This window comes from Actinoallomurus acaciae (genome assembly GCF_042429965.1).
GTDB lineage: Bacteria > Actinomycetota > Actinomycetes > Streptosporangiales > Streptosporangiaceae > Actinoallomurus > Actinoallomurus acaciae.
This window is the reverse complement of sequence record NZ_JBHLZP010000151.1, coordinates 434-16,922: the sequence shown is the minus strand read 5'-3', so window position 1 is coordinate 16,922 and position 16,489 is coordinate 434. Positions and strand designations below refer to the sequence as shown.

Sequence of the window (16,489 nt, the reverse complement as noted above, 5' to 3'; positions counted from 1 at the left end):
AGCTCGTCAAGGCGCAGCACCCGCGCGGTGACCTCGCCCGGCCCGGCCCACACCGTGGCGGCGAACTCCTCGCCGGTCACGCGCGGCGCCGGCAGGGCCGCGCACACGAGCGGCGAGCGGTACGCGCGGCGCACGTAGTGGTAGGCCGCCTTGGGCTCGCCGAAGTAGTCGACGGACGCGGTGCACCAGCCGTCCGGGAAGGACTCGTTGAGCTGCCACGGCAGCACGCCACAGCTCTCGGGCCGCCGCCGGTTGGCCTCGACCGCGTACCGCAGGCCGTCGGCCTGGAGGAACTGGCTCGCCCGCGACATCGCGGCCAGGTCGCCGATCGCGTCGTCGAAGGCCGTGCGGACCAGGGGCTCGTTGTTCCACCACCGGCCCAGGTGGTCCCAGACCGGGTCGCCGTGAGTGGGGAGCCTCGCGTCCGGCACGACCGACGCGATCGCGCGGAGGTTGCTCATGCCCTCGACGCCGAACTCGCTGAGGAGCAGGCCGCGGCCCTCGTCGTAGAGCCGGTAGTGGTCGGCCAGTCCCTGGTGCTCCCACGGGCCGTGCACGTCGTGCTGCTCGGGCGCGGTTCGCACGCTGTCGAGGGTGTTGCCGAACACCGGTCCGGACGGCGAGGTCGGCAGCCACCGCCGGTCCGGGTCCAGGCGCGACACCACGTCGTGCAGCGCGGCCAGCACCGGTGACTCCTCGTCGGTCAGCGGGACGCCGTCGGCGTTCTGCAGCTCGTTGCCGCCGCACCAGATCGCCAGGCTCGGGTGGTTGCGGCGCGCGGGCACGATCCGCGTCGCCTCGGCCCGCATCCGTGCGACGAACGCCGGGTCGGCGCTGGGCACGCTGCTCATTCCCGAGCTGGACTGGGCGAACTCCTGCCACACGAGGATGCCGTACTCGTCACACAGGTCATAGAACGTCCCGCTCTCGATGAGGCCGCCGCCCCAGACCCGCAGCATCATCACCCCGGCCTCACGGGCGAGGGTGAGCAGATGGCGGAGCCGGTCCTCGCCGGCCGCCCCGTACATCGCGTCGGCGGGCACCCAGTTCCAGCCCAGGATGTCGGTCGGCTCGCCGCCGACCGTCAGCCGGTACGGCGGCGCACTCGCCGGTCCACCGGACTCGCGGACGAAGCCGACGTCGCGGAAGCCCACGCGGACCCGGCGTTCGTCGCCGGGCCGGCCGGAACCGTCCCGTACGGCGGTGTCGAGCGTGTAGAGGTACGGCTCGCCGAAGCCGTTCGGCCGCCACCGCCGCGGCGAGGGCACCTCCAGAACGACCTCGGTGACCGCGCCGGTGAGCGGTACGACGGCCTCGGCGACCGCCGCGCCGTCCGCGTCGCGCAGCACGTCGGCCACCGCGTCGCGGATGAACCCGACGACCCGGTCGACGTCGTACCCGTGCGCGGCGAGCGGCCGCTCGGCGCGGGCCAGCTCGGTCAGCGCCAGGTCGAACAGCTCCACGCGCACCCGGGTCTCACCGACGTCGACGCCGATCAGGTACGCGCTGCGCCGCGCGACGCGCAGCAGAGTGCGGGGGCGGCCTCCGTCCGAGCCGACGGAACCGGCCTCCTCCAGCAGCCCGTCGGCGGTCAGCTCGGAGACGACGTTGCTGATCGAACCGGAGCTGAGCCCGGTGGCCGGCGCCAGCTCCTGCCGGCTGAGCGGCCCGTCGAAGTAGAGCTTGCGCAGTACGGCCGAGCGGTTCGTGCGCCGTAGATCGCGCACCGTCCGCTTCTCCCGATCCCTCATCACGGCCTTCCTCCCCGATGACGCAACCTACCGCGCCCAAAGTCTTGACGAGGATCTTCTCTCACGTCTTAACTCATAACCTAAATTAACTTCCCCGCCGAAGTTGCCTCCGGAGAGGGCCCACTGACTATGCGCAGGACCCGGATCACCGCTGCGATAGCAGCCATCACCGTCGCCACCGCCGCCCTGACCGCATGCGGTGGCGGTACCGCCACCGGCGACGGCGGTAACAAGAATCCCAAGACGCTCACCTACTGGGCGAGCAATCAGGGCAAGAACCTCGACGACGACAAGCAGAAGCTGACGCCCGAGCTGCAGAAGTTCGAGAAGCAGACCGGGATCCACGTCAAGCTCGAGGTGGTCGGCTGGCCGGACCTGCTCAACCGCATCCTGACCGCCACGTCCTCGGGTCAGGGCCCCGACGTGCTCAACATCGGCAACACCTGGTCCGCGTCGCTGCAGGCCACGGGCGCGCTGCTGTCCTTCGACGACAGCACGTTCAACGCGATCGGCGGTAAGCAGCGGTTCGTGCCCTCCGCGCTCGGCTCGACCGGCGTCGCCGGCAAGCCCCCGGCCGCCGTGCCGCTCTACTCCCTGGCCTACGGCCTCTACTACAACAAGAAGCTCTTCAAGGACGCCGGCATCGCGAACCCGCCGACCACGTGGTCCGAGCTGGTCTCCGACGGCAAGAAGCTGACCACCGGCGGCAAGTACGGCCTGGCCATCGAGGGCGCGAACAACGCCGAGAACATTCACCACGCGTACATCTTCGCCAAGCAGCACGGCGGTGACTTCTTCGACGCTTCGGGCAACCCGACGTTCACCTCTCCCGGCGCCGTCGCGGGCGTCAAGCAGTTCGTCGACTTCATGGCCGCCGACAAGATCACCGCGGCGGGCGACGCCGAGTACGCGCAGAACCAGTCGCTGCAGGACTTCGCCACCGGCAAGGCCGGGATGCTGCTCTGGCAGGCCGCGGGCGTCCAGCTCGCGCAGCGCGGCATGAAGCCCGCCGACTGGGGCGTGGCCCCGGTGCCCGTCCAGTCCGGCGCCCCCGGCCAGGGCACCCAGGTCAACACGATGGTCGCCGGCATCAACCTCGCCGTCTTCAAGAACACCCAGAACCGCGACGGCGCGCTGAAGTTCGTCAAGTTCATGACGAGCGATGACGAGCAGAAGATCCTCAACGGCAAGTACGGCTCGATCCCGCCGGTGACCTCCGCCCAGTCGGACCCGCAGTTCTCCAATCCGGAGCAGACCGTCCTGCGGCAGGGCCTCGCCAAGAGCGCCGTGGCCCTCCCCCAGGTGGCGAAGGAGTCGCAGTTCGAGGACCTGGTCGGCCCCGCGCTGAAGGACCTGTTCGCCGACGCCGCCGCCGGCCGCCCGGTCACCGACGACTCGGTCCGCAAGCGCCTGGAAAAGGCCCAGCAGCAGATGACGGGCTGAGGCCGCCCAGATGGCCGCAACCACCAGCGCGACCGCGCCGAGCCGGGGCGACAGCTCTCACCCCGGCTCGGCGCGGGGGCGCAAGAAGCCCCGGCGGAGCTACTCGGTCGGCCGGGGCGCCGTTCCGTACCTGCTCGTCCTGCCCGCCATCGCGATGGAGCTGCTGATCCATCTCGTGCCGATGGTCGTCGGCGTCGTGATGAGCTTCAAGGAACTCACCCAGTTCTACATCCGCAACTGGGGACAGGCTCCCGGGGCGGGCCTGGGCAACTACCGCGTCATCGTGAACGTCAACGGCGCGGTCGGCAGCGCCCTGCTGCACTCCTTCCTCATCACGTGCGCGTTCGCCGTACTCGCCGTCGGGTTCTCCTGGCTGCTCGGGATCACAGGGGCGATCCTGATGCAGGACGCCTTCCGCGGGCGGGGTCTCCTCCGCGCGCTGTTCATGACGCCGTACGCGCTGCCCGTCTACGCCTCCGTCATCATCTGGGCGTTCATGCTCCAGCACGACAACGGCCTGGTGAACCATGTGCTGCACGACCAGCTGCACCTGACGTCCAAGCCGGCGTTCTGGCTGATCGGCAACAACAGCTTCGTCTCCGTGGTCGTCGTCTCGGTCTGGCGCAACTGGCCGTTCGCGCTGCTCGTGATCATGGCCGGCCTGCAGAACATCCCCGACGAGCTGTACGAGGCCTCCGCGATCGACGGGGCCGGCGTCTGGCAGCAGATCCGGCGGATCACCATGCCGTCCCTGCGCCCGATCAACCGGGTGCTCGTCCTGGTGCTGTTCCTGTGGACGTTCAACGACTTCAACGTGCCGTACGTGCTGTTCGGCCAGTCGGCGCCACCGGCGGGCGACCTGATCTCCGTGCACATCTACCAGGCGTCGTTCCACACCTGGAACTTCGGCTCCGGCTCGGCGATGTCCGTGCTGATGCTGCTCTTCCTGCTCGTGGTGACCGCGGCGTACCTGACCGTCACCTCCCTGAGCAACAGGAGGAGCAATGTCTAGCACGTACCGGTCACCGACCGCCCGGCCGATGTCGTTCGTGTGGACGCGGCGGATCGTGCTCACCCTGATGACGATCTTCGCCGCCCTGCCGGTGTACGTGATGATCAGCACGTCGCTGAAGCCGCTGCGGGACGTCACCGACAGGTTCCGCTGGTTCCCGAACCACCTCACGCTGCGCCCGTACGTGGACATCTGGCACACCGTGCCGCTCGCGCACTACTTCGTGAACTCCACGATCGTCTCGGCGGCGGCGACGGGCCTGTCCGTGCTCATCGCGATCTTCGCGGCGTACGCGGTGAGCCGCTACCGGTTCAAGGGCAAGCGGATCTTCACGATCACCGTGCTGTCCACCCAGATGTTCCCCGGCATCCTCTTCCTGCTGCCGCTGTTCCTCATCTTCGTCAACATCGGGAACGCCACCGGCATCGCGCTGTACGGCTCGCGGGCCGGGCTCATCATCACCTACCTGACCTTCTCCCTGCCGTTCTCCATCTGGATGCTCGCCGGGTACATGGAGTCGATCCCACGGGGCTTGGACGAGGCCGCGATGGTCGACGGGTGCGGGCCGCTCGGCGCGCTGTTCCGCGTCGTGATCCCGGCCGCCGTTCCCGGCATCGTGGCCGTCGCCGTCTACGCCTTCATGACGGCGTGGAGCGAAGTGCTGTTCGCCTCGGTCATGACCAACGACACCACCCGGACCCTCGCCGTGGGCCTCCGCGGCTACTCGACCCAGTACGACGTCTACTGGAACCAGGTCATGGCCGCCTCGCTGGTCGTCAGCGTGCCGGTCGTCGCCGGGTTCCTGCTCCTTCAGCGCTACCTCGTCACCGGCCTCACCGCCGGGGCCGTCAAGTGATTCGACACAGAAGGGCAGTCCGTGCACGACCTCACCTCACTCCCGGCCGACTTCGTCTGGGGCGTGGCCACCGCCGCGTACCAGGTGGAGGGCGCCGTCACCGAGGACGGCCGATCGCCGTCCATCTGGGACACGTTCTCCCACACCCCCGGAAAGATCGACGGGAACGACAACGGCGACGTCGCCTGTGACCACTACCACCGCTGGCCCGAGGACATCGACCTCATGAAGCGGCTGGGCGTGAACGCCTACCGCTTCTCGATCGCCTGGCCGCGCGTCGTGCCCGGCGGCGACGGCGCCGTCAACCCGGCCGGCCTCGCCTTCTACGACCGTCTCGTCGACGCGCTCCTCGAGGCCGGCATCACCCCCTACCCGACCCTGTACCACTGGGACCTGCCGCAGGGGCTCCAGGACCGCGGCGGCTGGCCCGCCCGCGACACCGCCGAGCACTTCGCCGCGTACGCCGCGCACGTCGCCGCCGCGCTCGGCGACCGGGTGACCCAGTGGACCACGCTGAACGAGCCGCTCTGCTCGGCGTGGATCGGCCACCTCGAGGGCACGATGGCGCCCGGCCTGTCGGACATCGCGGTCGCCGTACCGGCGTCGTACCACCTGCTCCTGGGCCACGGCCTGGCCACGCAGGCGATCCGCGCGTCCGTGCCGAACGCGCAGGTCGGCATCGTGAACAACCTCGGGTACGCCGAGCCGGCCAGTGACTCTCCGGCCGACGTCGCGGCGGCGCGCCGCGCCGACGGGCACTCGGTGCGCTGGTGGCTCGACCCGATACACGGCCGCGGCTTCCCGGCGGACATGGTCGAGGTCTACGGCGTCGACCTGCCCGAACGCCCCGGCGACCTGGAGACCATCGCCGCGCCGCTCGACTGGCTCGGGCTCAACTACTACTTCCCGACCGCCATCGCCGACGACCCGTCCGGGCCGCCGCCGTACACGCGCGAGGTGCACCGGCCGGACGTCCGCCGTACCGCGATGGACTGGGAGATCCGCGACGAAGGCCTGGAGCGGCTGCTCATGCGGCTGACCGATGACTACGGCGCCTCGCGGATCCTCGTGACGGAGAACGGCTCCGCCTGGCCCGACGTCGTCGGCCCCGACGGGCAGGTCGACGACCCCGAGCGGGTCCGCTACCTGGAGGAGCACCTGGCCGCCTGCATTCGCGCGGTACGCCGCGGCGCGCCGGTGACCGGCTACTTCGTCTGGTCGCTGCTGGACAACTTCGAGTGGGCGTACGGGTACGACAAGCGTTTCGGACTCGTGTACGTCGACTACGAGACGCAGCAACGGACCATCAAGGGCAGCGGACACCGGTACGGCGACCTGATCCGCGCGCACCGGCGCGACGGCGAACGGGCCGCCTGACGCACCGTTCCCCCCGGCGGCCTTGTACGGGCCGCCGGGTCTTCGGCGGTGCCGGCCGCGGACCTGGGCGGCTACCGTGAACGAATGGAGGAGAACCGAGCACGACGGGTCGTGGACGCGCTGCGCGATCGGGGCGTCAACGCCCATCTGCTGCGAGCCGGCGTCGGCCAGTTCGGCGTACGCGTGTCGCTGGGGGGCGGCCGCGAGGCCGAGTGGGACACCGACGGCACCGCCGGCCTGGAGGCGCAGGTCATGCGCAACGGGATGCTCGTCGGCTTCGTGCCGAAGATCGAGGGTTCGGCGGACTTCACCGAGGAACAGGTCGTGGACGCCATCGCGCGAACCGACTACGACCAGCCGGTGGCGCGGCAGCGCGACGTGGCACCCCCACCGGCCGAGCCACTGCCACGCGAGGGCGGCGTGTTCCGACGTTTCCTGGACGGCTTCCGTTACCGGTAAGCGGTTCCACCCGCCACGCGCGGGGACGTGTGACCCTCGTCGGCCCCACGTCGGCCTCTACGGGGCATTCCGACCGGGCCATCGCGGCCGTGGCTCTGTCAGTGACCGCCGTCGGACGCCGCGGTGCGTCCGCGACGACGAGGGCGGCCTGCCCACCGAGTCATACTGATGGACGACACCCGGCGTGACGTGCTGGGAACGTGATGGGATGCCGTTGTTCGGCCGGGACGACACTGTCATCCACTTGCCTCCCATCACCCGTTCGGTCAGCCCACAGATCGGTCGCCCTTTCGCACGGGGCCTCTCGATCACCCACGGCCGAGCCGTTGTTGATTTCCGGGCTGCGTTTCCTGTCCGGCGAGCTCACCGCACCCGGCGGCAAGACCGTCGTCACCGCCCGCCCTTATCGTCGCCGCCGCCCCCTGCCGCCGGGCCGCGTCACGAACTCCGCCCGAGCCGCGACGAGGGCACGCGGAGATCACGGCAACCGAATGGCGCCGGGCGGCCACTCGCCCCCTCCCTACCCCGACGGACCATGCGGCCGCGGCCCGCCAGACCACCGGACCGCGCACAGAAACCGGGCAGAAAGCACACCTCCCCACCTCGGCAAACAACGCCGCCGCGACCCATCAGACCACCCGACCGCGCACAGAAAGCGACCCCCCTACCCCGACAGACGACGCGACCACGGCCCGCCAAACCACCGGACTGAACGCAGGAGCCGGACAGAAAGCACACCTCCGTACCTCGACGGACGACGCGGCCGTGGCCTGTCAGGCCACCGGGCCGGGGCAGAAACCGGACGTGCAGATCGAGGCGTGGCGCGAACCGGTCCTCCGGCAGGGGCGCGGCCGGGCGCAGCGTGTCGTCCAGCATCGCGGCGAGGAGGCCGCCCCGGATCACGCCTGCCGGGTTGACGAACCGTCCGCCCGCCTCGGAGGCCACCTCAATTTGCCGTGTTCCGGGTCCACCACGACCAGTTGCCGAACGGGGCGCTCATGCCCAATCCCGGCCGCGGAAGGCCCCTCGACGGGCGCCCCAGGCGCGGCAATCACCTCATCCCCAGCGATGGCTGATCTCGGCGTCCTGTGCCTGAGCCTGCTCGTCGTCGTGATCGACAGCACAGTCCTCATCGTCGCGATCCCCTCACTCATCCGCGACCTGCCATTCACCGTCGGCAACCCACCACCTCGCGCACGACCACCCACAAACCGCCGACGCATCCGATGGATCCTCGACGCGTACGTACTGGTCCTCGCTGGACTCCTACTCACCGCCGGCGACCTCTCCGACCGCCGAGCGTCTCGGCCGCCGATGGGGGGGAGCACCCGTCCGGCGAGAACGTCCCTTGCCTTTCGTCACATGTTCTGTCACGCTCCTTATTTCAACGGCCTCCGCCGACATTCCCGCGAGCCGTTGCGCTGGAAAAGTCGGCCAAGGGATTTTTTCAATCCGGTGCGGCCGGGCAGGGACGGATTCCGCTAAAGCGGCGGGTCGCGGCGTGCCAGGATCCGGCGTTTTCCCCGTTCATCGGTGACGTCGAGCACGGTGAAGTCCTCCGGCAGCAGCGAGGCCGGCTCGCCCGGGGCCAGGCACCATGCCGAGGGCAGCGGGCGGTGCCGCCGGGCGTCCTCGGTGAACGCCTCCCAGGCGAGCGCGCCGCCGGGTAGCACCGCGGCGGTGGCCGGGCCGAAGAGTTCGCGGTCCCAGTAGCCGAAGCAGCGCACCGCCGCGTACGAAGACCGGGGCGGACGCCATTCGAGCAGGTCGGCGTGGACGAGGGTGATCCGGTCCCCGAGCCCCCGCCGGCGTACCTCCGCGTCGAGGCGTTCCAGGGCCACGTCGGAGACGTCCACGGCGGTCACCGCCCGCCCGGCCTCGGCCGCCGCCAGCGGGTCGCCCGAGACGCCGCACGCCAGATCCAGGACCGGGCCGTCCGGCAGGGACAGGGCCAGCGCGCGGGCGGCCAGGGGATGGACGGAAAAGGACGGCGCCGACCGTGCGGCGTACTTGGCGTTCCATCGAAGCCGGTCGGGCGAATTCATGCGCCGCACGTTACTCCGGGAGAATCGGCCGCCCTCGACCGGAGACGAATTTCAAAACGGTTCAACAACGATTTCAACCATTTTCGGCAAATCGGGTCTATCGTTCTGACATGACGCAATCGCCTGATCACCCCGAGGAACGAACAGGCGCCGAAGGTGCCGCTCCGCCACCCGACCCTGCCCCGGCAGCGGCGCCTGCCGATCCCTACCCCGCCGCCCCACCGATCTCCGAGCCGTACGGGCAACCGGCCCCGACCGGAATCACCACGGAACTCGCCGGCCGCTGGTCCCGTCTCTTCGCCGCGATCATCGACGGGATCGTCTACACCGTGATCGGCTGGATCATCGCGGCACCGTTCGCCGGCGCGAGCGCGATGTTCGACAACAAGCACCTGGGCGCCCGGCTGGCCGCAGACGGCATCACCGCGATCATCGCGATCATCTATTTCACGTGGCAACACGGAAAGTGGGGGCAGACGCTCGGCAAACGCGCCCTGAGCATCCGGGTCGTACGCGCACAGGACGGCGGCCCAATCGGCTACGGCACGGCCGCGTGGCGCGTGCTGTTCACCTACTTGATCACGTACGTCACGTGCGGGCTCGGCGGGCTCATCGACGACCTGTGGATCCTGTGGGACCCGCACAAGCAGGCCCTGCACGACAAGGTCGTCAAGACCTATGTGGTCAAGGCCAACAGCCCCATCCCACCCGCCGACAACTGAACGAGAACAACGAACGGAAGGCGCTCGCGGCCATCCACAAGGACCCCGAGCGCCTTCCACCGCCACCCCTCCACCTCGTACACGGCCACCCACAAACCGCCAACCCCACGACCACACCCCCACCGTGATCGGCGGAGGCGTGCCGGACATTTCTGGCCGCGGCCCTTCCGTCGCGAGTGCCGGGCCGCAGTACGGGTCGGTCGCCGGGTGGGAGCCGGGCAGGCCGTACGCTCCGGACCACGTGGCGGATCTCCGGCTGGATCGGGGAGTTCTGTCAGGGCACACGTTGGCCGTCGGGGGGTTCCACGATCCGGTTCTCCCATGCCCAGGCGGCGATCTCCACTCGGTTGCGCAGCTCCAGCTTCATCTGGGCGCTGGCCACGTGGCCCTTGACGGTGCTCATGGAGATGAACAGCTCGGTGGCGATCTCCTGGTTGGTACGGCCTCTGGCGATGGCCCGGACGACCTCGGTCTCTCGGTCGGAGAGCCGGGCCGCAGCGTCGGCGGCGGCCGGAGTTTTGCTGGGGGCGAGGTGCTTGAGGAGCCGAACGGTGATCGATGGGGAGATCAGGGCGTCTCCCGTGCCGGCGGCACGGACGGCTTCGATGAGCAGGGTCGGGCCGGCGTCCTTGAGGATGAAGCCGACGGCTCCGGCTCGCAGCGCCCCGTACACGTATTCGTCGAGGTCAAAGGTCGTGACGATGACCACCCGGAGCGGGTCGGGGGTGTCCGGGCCGGCGAGGGCACGGGTGACCTCGATGCCGTCGAGACGGGGCATCCGAATGTCGATGAGGCACACGTCGGGCCGCAGGCGCCGGGCCAGGGCGACGGCCTCGGCACCGTTCGCGGCCTCCGCCACCACGTTGATGTCGGGCTGGTCTTCAAGGATCAGGCGTAGTCCGTTGCGGACCATCGCCTGATCATCGGCAATCAGGACGCGCACGACCACCCCTCGCCAAGGCCGGGCAGGACACGCACGATCACGCCTTGCCAGGGTGCGGACAGGACGCGCACGATCACCCCTCTCCAGAGCCCAGACAGAACGCGCAGGGCAACGCCTCCCCCAAACCCAAACAAGACACGCACGATCACCCCGCGCCAGAGCCCGAACAAAACACGCACAATCGCCCCCCGCCAGAACCCAGACAGAACGCCCAGGGCAACGCCTCCCCCAAACCCAAACAAAACACGCACGATCACCCCGCGCCAGAGCCCAAACAAAACACGCACGGTCACGCCTTGCCGGGGGTGGGCAGGGTGGCGCGTACCGACCAGCCGGCCTCGGGTCGCGGGCCGGCGACGAGGGTGCCGCCGAGGGCCTCGACCCGTTCGCGCATGCCGACGAGGCCGTACCCGCTCCCATGGTGGAACCGGGGCGAGCCGGCCGGGGGCGCGTCGTCGATGATCTCCACCGTGATGACTCGCTCGTCGTACGTGACGGTCACGGTGGCCTGGCGGGCGCCGGATGCGTGACGCTTGATGTTGACCAGGGCTTCGGTGACGACTCGGTTGATGGTGGTGGTCGCTTCAGGCGGCCAGGTGGGATCGGGCGGGCCGTCGGGCAGATGGAGCCTTACCTCGGGGCCGTGTCCATTACGCCGCCCGAACCTACCTCCGGCGAACCGATCGACGAGGTCGGCCAGCCGTTCTGGCGCGGGTGCGCGTCCGCCGGCGTCGTCGCCGTTGCGGAGCAGATCGATGACCTGGCGCATGGAGGCGAGCGCGTCGTTCCCGGCGGTCTCGATCTCCGCCAGTGCGGTGTCCAGGGTTTCGGTGTGCCTGCGGGCGGCGATACGGGCGCCCTGGGCCTGGAGCACGACGCCGGTGATGTGGTGCGCCGCCGAATCGTGCAGCTCCCTGGCCAGCTCCAGACGCTCGTTGCGCCGTACGGCCTCGATGACGGCCCGGCGGCGGGCGTCGAGGAGGCGTAGACACAGCCCGACCCCGAAGGCGGCACCCCATCCCAGCCCGAGGGCGCCGACGACGGCGGAATGACCGCTCATCGCGCCGACCGCCACCGCCGCTCCGCCGGCCGCGATGACCGTCGCCTGCCGGGCGGGAAGCACCCGGACCGCGGAACCGACGAGCACGAACAGGGCCAGGCTGGCCGCGATGCCCGGCTGGCCGCGCAGGTTCCACAGCTCGGCGACGAGTTCGGCGACTCCGGAGATGATGAGGCCCACCGCCGCGGTCCACACGCGGCTGCGCGCACGCAGGAGGGCGGCGGTGCACACCACCAGCCCGACGACACAGTCGACCAGCCAGTTCTGGTGGAAGACCGCGATGTTGTAGTCCTCCACGGCGAGAACCGCGGCGAACACCGCGGCGAGTCCGGTGTTGACCGCTGTCCCGCGCCACCTTGCGAGGCGATCCAGCACGTTCACGCCGTTCAGGCTACGCAGCTGTCGGGGTGTGGGGTACCGGCCGAAAGTACTGCCTGTACAGCTCGAACCGTACTTTCAGCCGGTGCAAACGCCCGGTCGCCACCAGCACAGTTACCCCCATGCCCTTTCGATCGACCATCCAGGAGGAGCCGGCATGACCGCTGTCTTGCGGGCCCGCGGACTGGGCAAGAGATACCGGCGGCGCTGGGCGCTGTCGGAGTGCACCCTTGACGTCCCGGCCGGACGGGTCGTCGGCCTGGTCGGCCCCAACGGCGCCGGGAAGACCACACTGCTCAGCCTCGCCGGCGGTCTTCTGACGCCGACGGCGGGCACGATCGAGGTGTGCGGCGGGCGCCCCGGCGCCAGCCGGGCACAGCTGGCCAGGGTCGGCTTCGTCGCGCAGAACACACCGACCTACGCCCGGCTGACCGTCGCCGACCACCTCAAGCTCGGCGCGAGGCTAAGCCCGGGATGGGACGCGCGGCTGGCACGGGAGCGGATCCAGCGTCTCGGCCTGCGCCCCGACCAGCAGGCCGGGAGCCTGTCCGGCGGCCAGCGCGCTCAGCTGGCCCTGACCATGGCCATCGCCAAGCGGCCCGAGCTGCTCATCCTCGACGAGCCGGTCGCGGCACTCGACCCGCTCGCCCGCCGTGACTTCCTGCAGGACCTGCGCGACGCCACCGCCGAACAGGAACTCAGCGTCGTGCACTCCTCTCACCTGGTCTCCGACGTGGAACGGGTCTGCGACTACCTCATCGTCCTCGTCGCCTCCCGCGTACGGCTGGCCGGCGACGTCCGTGAACTGCTGGACGCCCATCGCGTGGTCACCACGCCCCGCCTGGATCCGGCCGCGCTTCCGGCCGGCCTGCACGTCGTCTCGGCCGACCACACCGGCCGGCAGACCACCATGCTCATCCGCTCCGACTCAGGGGTGTACGACCCCGCCTGGGCGACGAGTCCGGTGAGTCTGGAAGACCTCACTCTGGCCTATATGAGCCAGTCCGTTCCCCTACCGGAGGCGCTCCGATGATCTGGCTGACCTGGCGCCAGTTCCGCACGCAGACGGCGGTGGTCTTCGGTGCCGTCGCCGTCATCCTCGCCGCCCTCGCGGCAACCGGCCCGCACCTGGCCCACCTGTACCAGACCCGCGGTGACCGCTTCCTCGACGGCATCGGCGGTCTCGAGACGAACCTCTACCTCGTCACCGTCCTCATGCTGCTGGTCCTGCCCGCCCTCATCGGCATGTTCTGGGGTGCCCCGCTGGTCACCCGGGAACTGGACGCCGGCACCCATCGGCTGGCCTGGACCCTGACCACCCGCACCCGCTGGCTGGTCGCCAAGCTCGGTCTCGTCGGCCTGGCCGCCATGGCCGCCTCCGGGTTGCTCGGCCTCGCGGTGACCTGGTGGGCCGACCCGATCGACAGGGCCATCGCAGCCAAGAACGGCGCCCCCGGGCCGGGGTTCCTCCTCTTCCCGAGGCTGGCCCCCGAGGTGTTCGACTCCCGCGGCGTGGTCCCGATCGGTTACGCCGCGTTCTTCTTCGTCCTCGGCGTCACGATCGGGATCGTCGTACGCCGCACCCTGCCGGCCATGGCGATCCTCGGTGTCCTGTTCGTCATCATCCAGATCACCATGTCCATGGCGGTTCGCCCGCACCTCACCGCGCCTGACCGCGTCACCACGACGATTTCGAACCACAACCTGCTGAACATCAACATGTTCAATCACGTGACGGTGACCATCGACGAGCCCGGCGCCTGGCTCTCCTCTCAGCAGACCGTCGATGCGGCCGGTCGCCCGGCCGCCGTGCCCTCCTGGCTGGTGGACTGCGTGGCCCGGTCGGCGCAGGAACGCCAGGCTTGTTTCACCAAGCTCGCCGACCTGGGTTACCGGCAACAGGTGACCTACCAACCCGCCGGCCACTTCTGGGCCCTCCAGTTGTACGAAACGGTGATCTACCTCGGCCTCGCCCACGCTCTGGCCGGACTCTGCCTCTGGCTGATCCGCCGCCGCCTGTCCTGAAAGCCCCAGGCCCGCTCCCCCGTACGAGCCCGGGCGGCACGTCCCCCGCCTGTCCTGACGAAAAACCCCGGGCCCGCTCCCCCGTACGAGCCCCGGGTGGCACGTCCCCGCCGCGCCACGGCGCTCAGCTGGCTCGTCCCCGCCTAGCACAACGCTCGGGCGGCGAGCTCCACCATGACACGGCGCTCGGGCCCCGCCCCGCCATAACACGGCGGTCGGGCCGCGCCTCCCGACCTGGCCCGGCGCTCGTGCGCTTCAGCCCCGCCAAAGCACGACGCTCAAGCGGCCCACCCCGCCGCAACACGCCGATCAGGCCGCCCGTCCCCACCTGACACAGCGCTCGGACGTCCCGCCCCTGCTAAACACGACGCTCAAGCAGCCCGCCCCGCCGTACCACGCCGATCAGGCCCTTCCTCCCCACCTGACACAGCGCTCGGGCGCTTCGGCCCGGCAAAACACGACGCTCAAGCGGCCCACCCCGCCGATCGGGCGGCTCACCCCGCCGTACCAGGCCGGTCGGGTCGTGGCTCCCCACCTGACACGGCACTTGGGCGCCCCACCCCGCCATGACGCGACGCTCGGGCGGCCCACCCTCGCCGTGGCACGGTGCTCGGCTCGTCGAGCGCGCACATCCGCGCGGCTAAGAGTGACCGGCGGTAGAGATCACCTGAGGCGTTGCGCTTCGGTCAGTCGACCGGCGGCAAGAGGCGGAACGTCGTGGCCTGGTCGTCGATGAACTCGGTGAGCTGCCCCGTACGGCTTGCGCTCGGGTTCGTCCGGGCGACCGCCGGCCGCCCGAGCTTCCTCGATCACCGCCACGATGTCGTCGACGCGGTGGGGCAGCCGTACCTGCGACTCCGTGCCCTCCGATGGGCGTGTCGTCACTCCGCGGTGTCGTCCTGGCGTAGCTGGGTGGCCCGCGTTGGCGGGTGGAGCAGAATCCACCGGTGTCCGAAGGGGTCGACGATCACCGAGCCGCGACCGTAGGGCTGGTTGACCGGCTCCCGCTCCACCGAGGCGCCGCTGCTCCGGGCCCGCTCGGTCGTGGCGTCGACGTCGTCGACCTCCAAGTGGAGGGTGTGGCTGAACGTCGTGGGGGAGTTGGGCGCACGTACGGGCACGTCGGGCCAAAGGTCGGAGGGTTCGGCGAGCATCAGCACCGCATCGCCGATGCCGACCTCCGCGTGGCCGATCGTGCCGTCCGCGTTGACGTAGGGCTCGCCGCGGCGCTGTGCGCCGAATACCTCGGCGTACCAGTCCATGGCCCGCCGGGCGTCGGAGACGGCGATGTAGGGGGTCAGCGTCGGAGGCCGGGCGGGCTCCCGCTCGGTCGGGGTCGCGACGGTCTGCTGGGACATGGTTCCTCCTGAGTGTGCGAGGACCTCGCGGGTCAGCCTTAGCCGCAGGCGCCCGGCGAAGTCGGGGTCGGGGTCGACCGGCGTGATGGGCTCGCGCAGAGCCTCGAACGGATCCGTCATCGCGAGCCCTCCTCCCCCTCGTAGATCCGGCGGAACGCGGCGCGGGCCCGCACCAGCAGCGCCTCGGTGGCGTGCAGGGTGCGGTCCAGGTGTTCGGCCACCTCGGGCACCGGCAGCCCGTCGAGGTAGCGCAACGTGAGCGCGGCCCGATGGTGCGCGCCGAGACGGTCCAGCACCTCACGGGCCCGGATCCGGTCGACGGCCGTCTCCCATGGGTCATCGTCGTGCGCCGGCTCGGCGTCCAGCCGGCGCAGCCCGCGTTGCTCCCGCTCGACCCGCCGCCAGTGGTCGGCGAGCTTGTGCCGGGCGACCCCGATCAGCCACGGGATCGACGGATCGGGTGCACCCGGCTTGCGGACCGCGTGCACGGCGGCCAGGAACGACTCGGCCGTAAGGTCCTCGGCCAGGTCGGCGTCGCCGCAGCGCGCCAGCAGATAGCCGTAGACGTGCGGCAGCGCATCGTCGTACAGCGTCAGCAGCCCGAACGCCGGGTCGGGCCGAGCCTGCGGGTGCGTCACACTTTCATCGTCGTCCGTGCAGCCGACGCTCCAACGGGCCAGCGCCGAACTTTTTCCAACAGTGGCCGCCGAACATCGTGTCGCCCTATGCGGCTTGGGCATGACATGGGCTGCCATGTAAGAGCGACCGGCGGATGAGAGGGGTGCCGGTCGGGTCGTAACAGACCGCAGGCACGGAATTGATCACGCTCTTGCGGACAGTCCGTGATCTTCGAGATGTCCCGTGCCTGCTGTGCCAGCATGCCTTCTCGAACCGCGGCGTGGTGTCAGCGGGTGCGAGCCGACACGACTCCCCTGGGCGCGTGGCTGCGCCGGGCGTACGACTGAGCCGGGCGCAGCTAGGGCCTGTTTTGTGGATCTTGGGTGGTGGGTGTGGGTTGATGGCGTGTCATGGTGCGTCGTCATGAGTTGAGTGATGCCGC

14 protein-coding genes are annotated in these 16,489 nt (G+C 70.1%); 8 read left to right on the top strand and 6 right to left on the bottom strand.

Annotated elements, in window-relative coordinates:
* A partial coding sequence (locus ACFFNX_RS20950; protein WP_378204673.1) for a glycoside hydrolase family 2 TIM barrel-domain containing protein occupies positions 1 to 1,751 on the bottom strand: 1,751 nt, incomplete at its 3' end.
* 129 nt (positions 1,752 to 1,880) lie between these two features.
* Here ACFFNX_RS20950 and ACFFNX_RS20945 point away from each other — a divergent pair.
* The 5 genes from ACFFNX_RS20945 to ACFFNX_RS20925 all read left to right on the top strand — a co-directional run bounded on the left by ACFFNX_RS20945 (position 1,881) and on the right by ACFFNX_RS20925 (position 6,898).
* Positions 1,881 to 3,194 carry an ABC transporter substrate-binding protein gene (locus ACFFNX_RS20945; RefSeq protein ID WP_378204670.1) on the top strand — a complete coding sequence of 438 codons (1,314 nt, stop codon included), beginning with the start codon at positions 1,881 to 1,883 and terminating at the stop codon, positions 3,192 to 3,194.
* Positions 3,195 to 3,204: 10 nt separating this feature from the next.
* A complete protein-coding gene (locus ACFFNX_RS20940; protein WP_378204667.1) occupies positions 3,205 to 4,206 on the top strand; it encodes a carbohydrate ABC transporter permease in 1,002 nt (333 codons plus the stop codon).
* A complete protein-coding gene (locus tag ACFFNX_RS20935) occupies positions 4,199 to 5,062 on the top strand; it encodes a carbohydrate ABC transporter permease (RefSeq protein ID WP_378204664.1) in 864 nt (287 codons plus the stop codon). Before ACFFNX_RS20940 ends, ACFFNX_RS20935 begins: the two co-directional genes overlap by 8 nt.
* A 21-nt stretch (positions 5,063 to 5,083) precedes the next feature.
* On the top strand, positions 5,084 to 6,439 hold the full coding sequence (locus ACFFNX_RS20930) for a GH1 family beta-glucosidase (protein WP_378204661.1): 1,356 nt from the start codon (positions 5,084 to 5,086) through the stop codon (positions 6,437 to 6,439).
* An 84-nt stretch (positions 6,440 to 6,523) separates the two neighbouring features.
* Positions 6,524 to 6,898, top strand: a complete 375-nt coding sequence (locus ACFFNX_RS20925) for a hypothetical protein (RefSeq protein ID WP_378204658.1) — start codon at positions 6,524 to 6,526, stop codon at positions 6,896 to 6,898.
* A gap of 1,481 nt (positions 6,899 to 8,379) precedes the next feature.
* Here ACFFNX_RS20925 and ACFFNX_RS20920 read toward each other — a convergent pair.
* Complete coding sequence (locus ACFFNX_RS20920; RefSeq protein WP_378204656.1) at positions 8,380 to 8,943, bottom strand: SAM-dependent methyltransferase; 564 nt, start codon at positions 8,941 to 8,943, stop codon at positions 8,380 to 8,382.
* Between the two features lie 110 nt (positions 8,944 to 9,053).
* Here ACFFNX_RS20920 and ACFFNX_RS20915 point away from each other — a divergent pair, with 110 nt between their 5' ends.
* Positions 9,054 to 9,665, top strand: a complete 612-nt coding sequence (locus ACFFNX_RS20915; RefSeq protein WP_378204653.1) for an RDD family protein — start codon at positions 9,054 to 9,056, stop codon at positions 9,663 to 9,665.
* A 274-nt stretch (positions 9,666 to 9,939) separates the two neighbouring features.
* Here the strand turns inward: ACFFNX_RS20915 and ACFFNX_RS20910 are convergent, their stop codons facing one another.
* Positions 9,940 to 10,614, bottom strand: coding sequence for a response regulator (locus ACFFNX_RS20910; protein WP_378204650.1), 675 nt, complete (start codon positions 10,612 to 10,614; stop codon positions 9,940 to 9,942).
* A 283-nt stretch (positions 10,615 to 10,897) separates the two neighbouring features.
* A complete protein-coding gene (locus ACFFNX_RS20905; protein WP_378204647.1) occupies positions 10,898 to 12,049 on the bottom strand; it encodes a sensor histidine kinase in 1,152 nt (383 codons plus the stop codon).
* A gap of 154 nt (positions 12,050 to 12,203) precedes the next feature.
* Here ACFFNX_RS20905 and ACFFNX_RS20900 point away from each other — a divergent pair, with 154 nt between their 5' ends.
* Both ACFFNX_RS20900 and ACFFNX_RS20895 read left to right on the top strand, forming a co-directional pair.
* Positions 12,204 to 13,079, top strand: coding sequence for an ABC transporter ATP-binding protein (locus ACFFNX_RS20900; protein WP_378204644.1), 876 nt, complete (start codon positions 12,204 to 12,206; stop codon positions 13,077 to 13,079).
* Entirely contained in the window at positions 13,076 to 14,071 is a 996-nt protein-coding gene (locus ACFFNX_RS20895) for an ABC-2 membrane transporter-related protein (protein ID WP_378204641.1), read from the top strand. Before ACFFNX_RS20900 ends, ACFFNX_RS20895 begins: the two co-directional genes overlap by 4 nt.
* Before the next feature lie 881 nt (positions 14,072 to 14,952).
* Here the strand turns inward: ACFFNX_RS20895 and ACFFNX_RS20890 are convergent.
* Positions 14,953 to 15,549 (bottom strand): VOC family protein, encoded by a 597-nt coding sequence (locus ACFFNX_RS20890; protein WP_378204638.1) that lies wholly within the window; start codon positions 15,547 to 15,549, stop codon positions 14,953 to 14,955.
* On the bottom strand, positions 15,546 to 16,067 hold the full coding sequence (locus tag ACFFNX_RS20885; protein ID WP_378204635.1) for an RNA polymerase sigma factor: 522 nt from the start codon (positions 16,065 to 16,067) through the stop codon (positions 15,546 to 15,548). The genes ACFFNX_RS20890 and ACFFNX_RS20885 overlap by 4 nt, the downstream gene beginning before the upstream one ends.
* Between the last annotated feature and the right edge of the window lie 422 nt (positions 16,068 to 16,489).

Excerpts from the sequence above, each read along its gene's own strand:
- ACFFNX_RS20945 (WP_378204670.1), top strand. The coding sequence starts at position 1,881 with ATGCGCAGGACCCGGATCACCGCTGCGATAGCAGCCATCACCGTCGCC.
- ACFFNX_RS20940 (WP_378204667.1), top strand. The coding sequence starts at position 3,205 with ATGGCCGCAACCACCAGCGCGACCGCGCCGAGCCGGGGCGACAGCTCT.
- ACFFNX_RS20935 (WP_378204664.1), top strand. The coding sequence starts at position 4,199 with ATGTCTAGCACGTACCGGTCACCGACCGCCCGGCCGATGTCGTTCGTG.
- ACFFNX_RS20925 (WP_378204658.1), top strand. The coding sequence starts at position 6,524 with ATGGAGGAGAACCGAGCACGACGGGTCGTGGACGCGCTGCGCGATCGG.
- ACFFNX_RS20920 (WP_378204656.1), bottom strand. The coding sequence starts at position 8,943 with ATGAATTCGCCCGACCGGCTTCGATGGAACGCCAAGTACGCCGCACGG.
- ACFFNX_RS20915 (WP_378204653.1), top strand. The coding sequence starts at position 9,054 with ATGACGCAATCGCCTGATCACCCCGAGGAACGAACAGGCGCCGAAGGT.
- ACFFNX_RS20900 (WP_378204644.1), top strand. The coding sequence starts at position 12,204 with ATGACCGCTGTCTTGCGGGCCCGCGGACTGGGCAAGAGATACCGGCGG.
- ACFFNX_RS20895 (WP_378204641.1), top strand. The coding sequence starts at position 13,076 with ATGATCTGGCTGACCTGGCGCCAGTTCCGCACGCAGACGGCGGTGGTC.
- ACFFNX_RS20890 (WP_378204638.1), bottom strand. The coding sequence starts at position 15,549 with ATGACGGATCCGTTCGAGGCTCTGCGCGAGCCCATCACGCCGGTCGAC.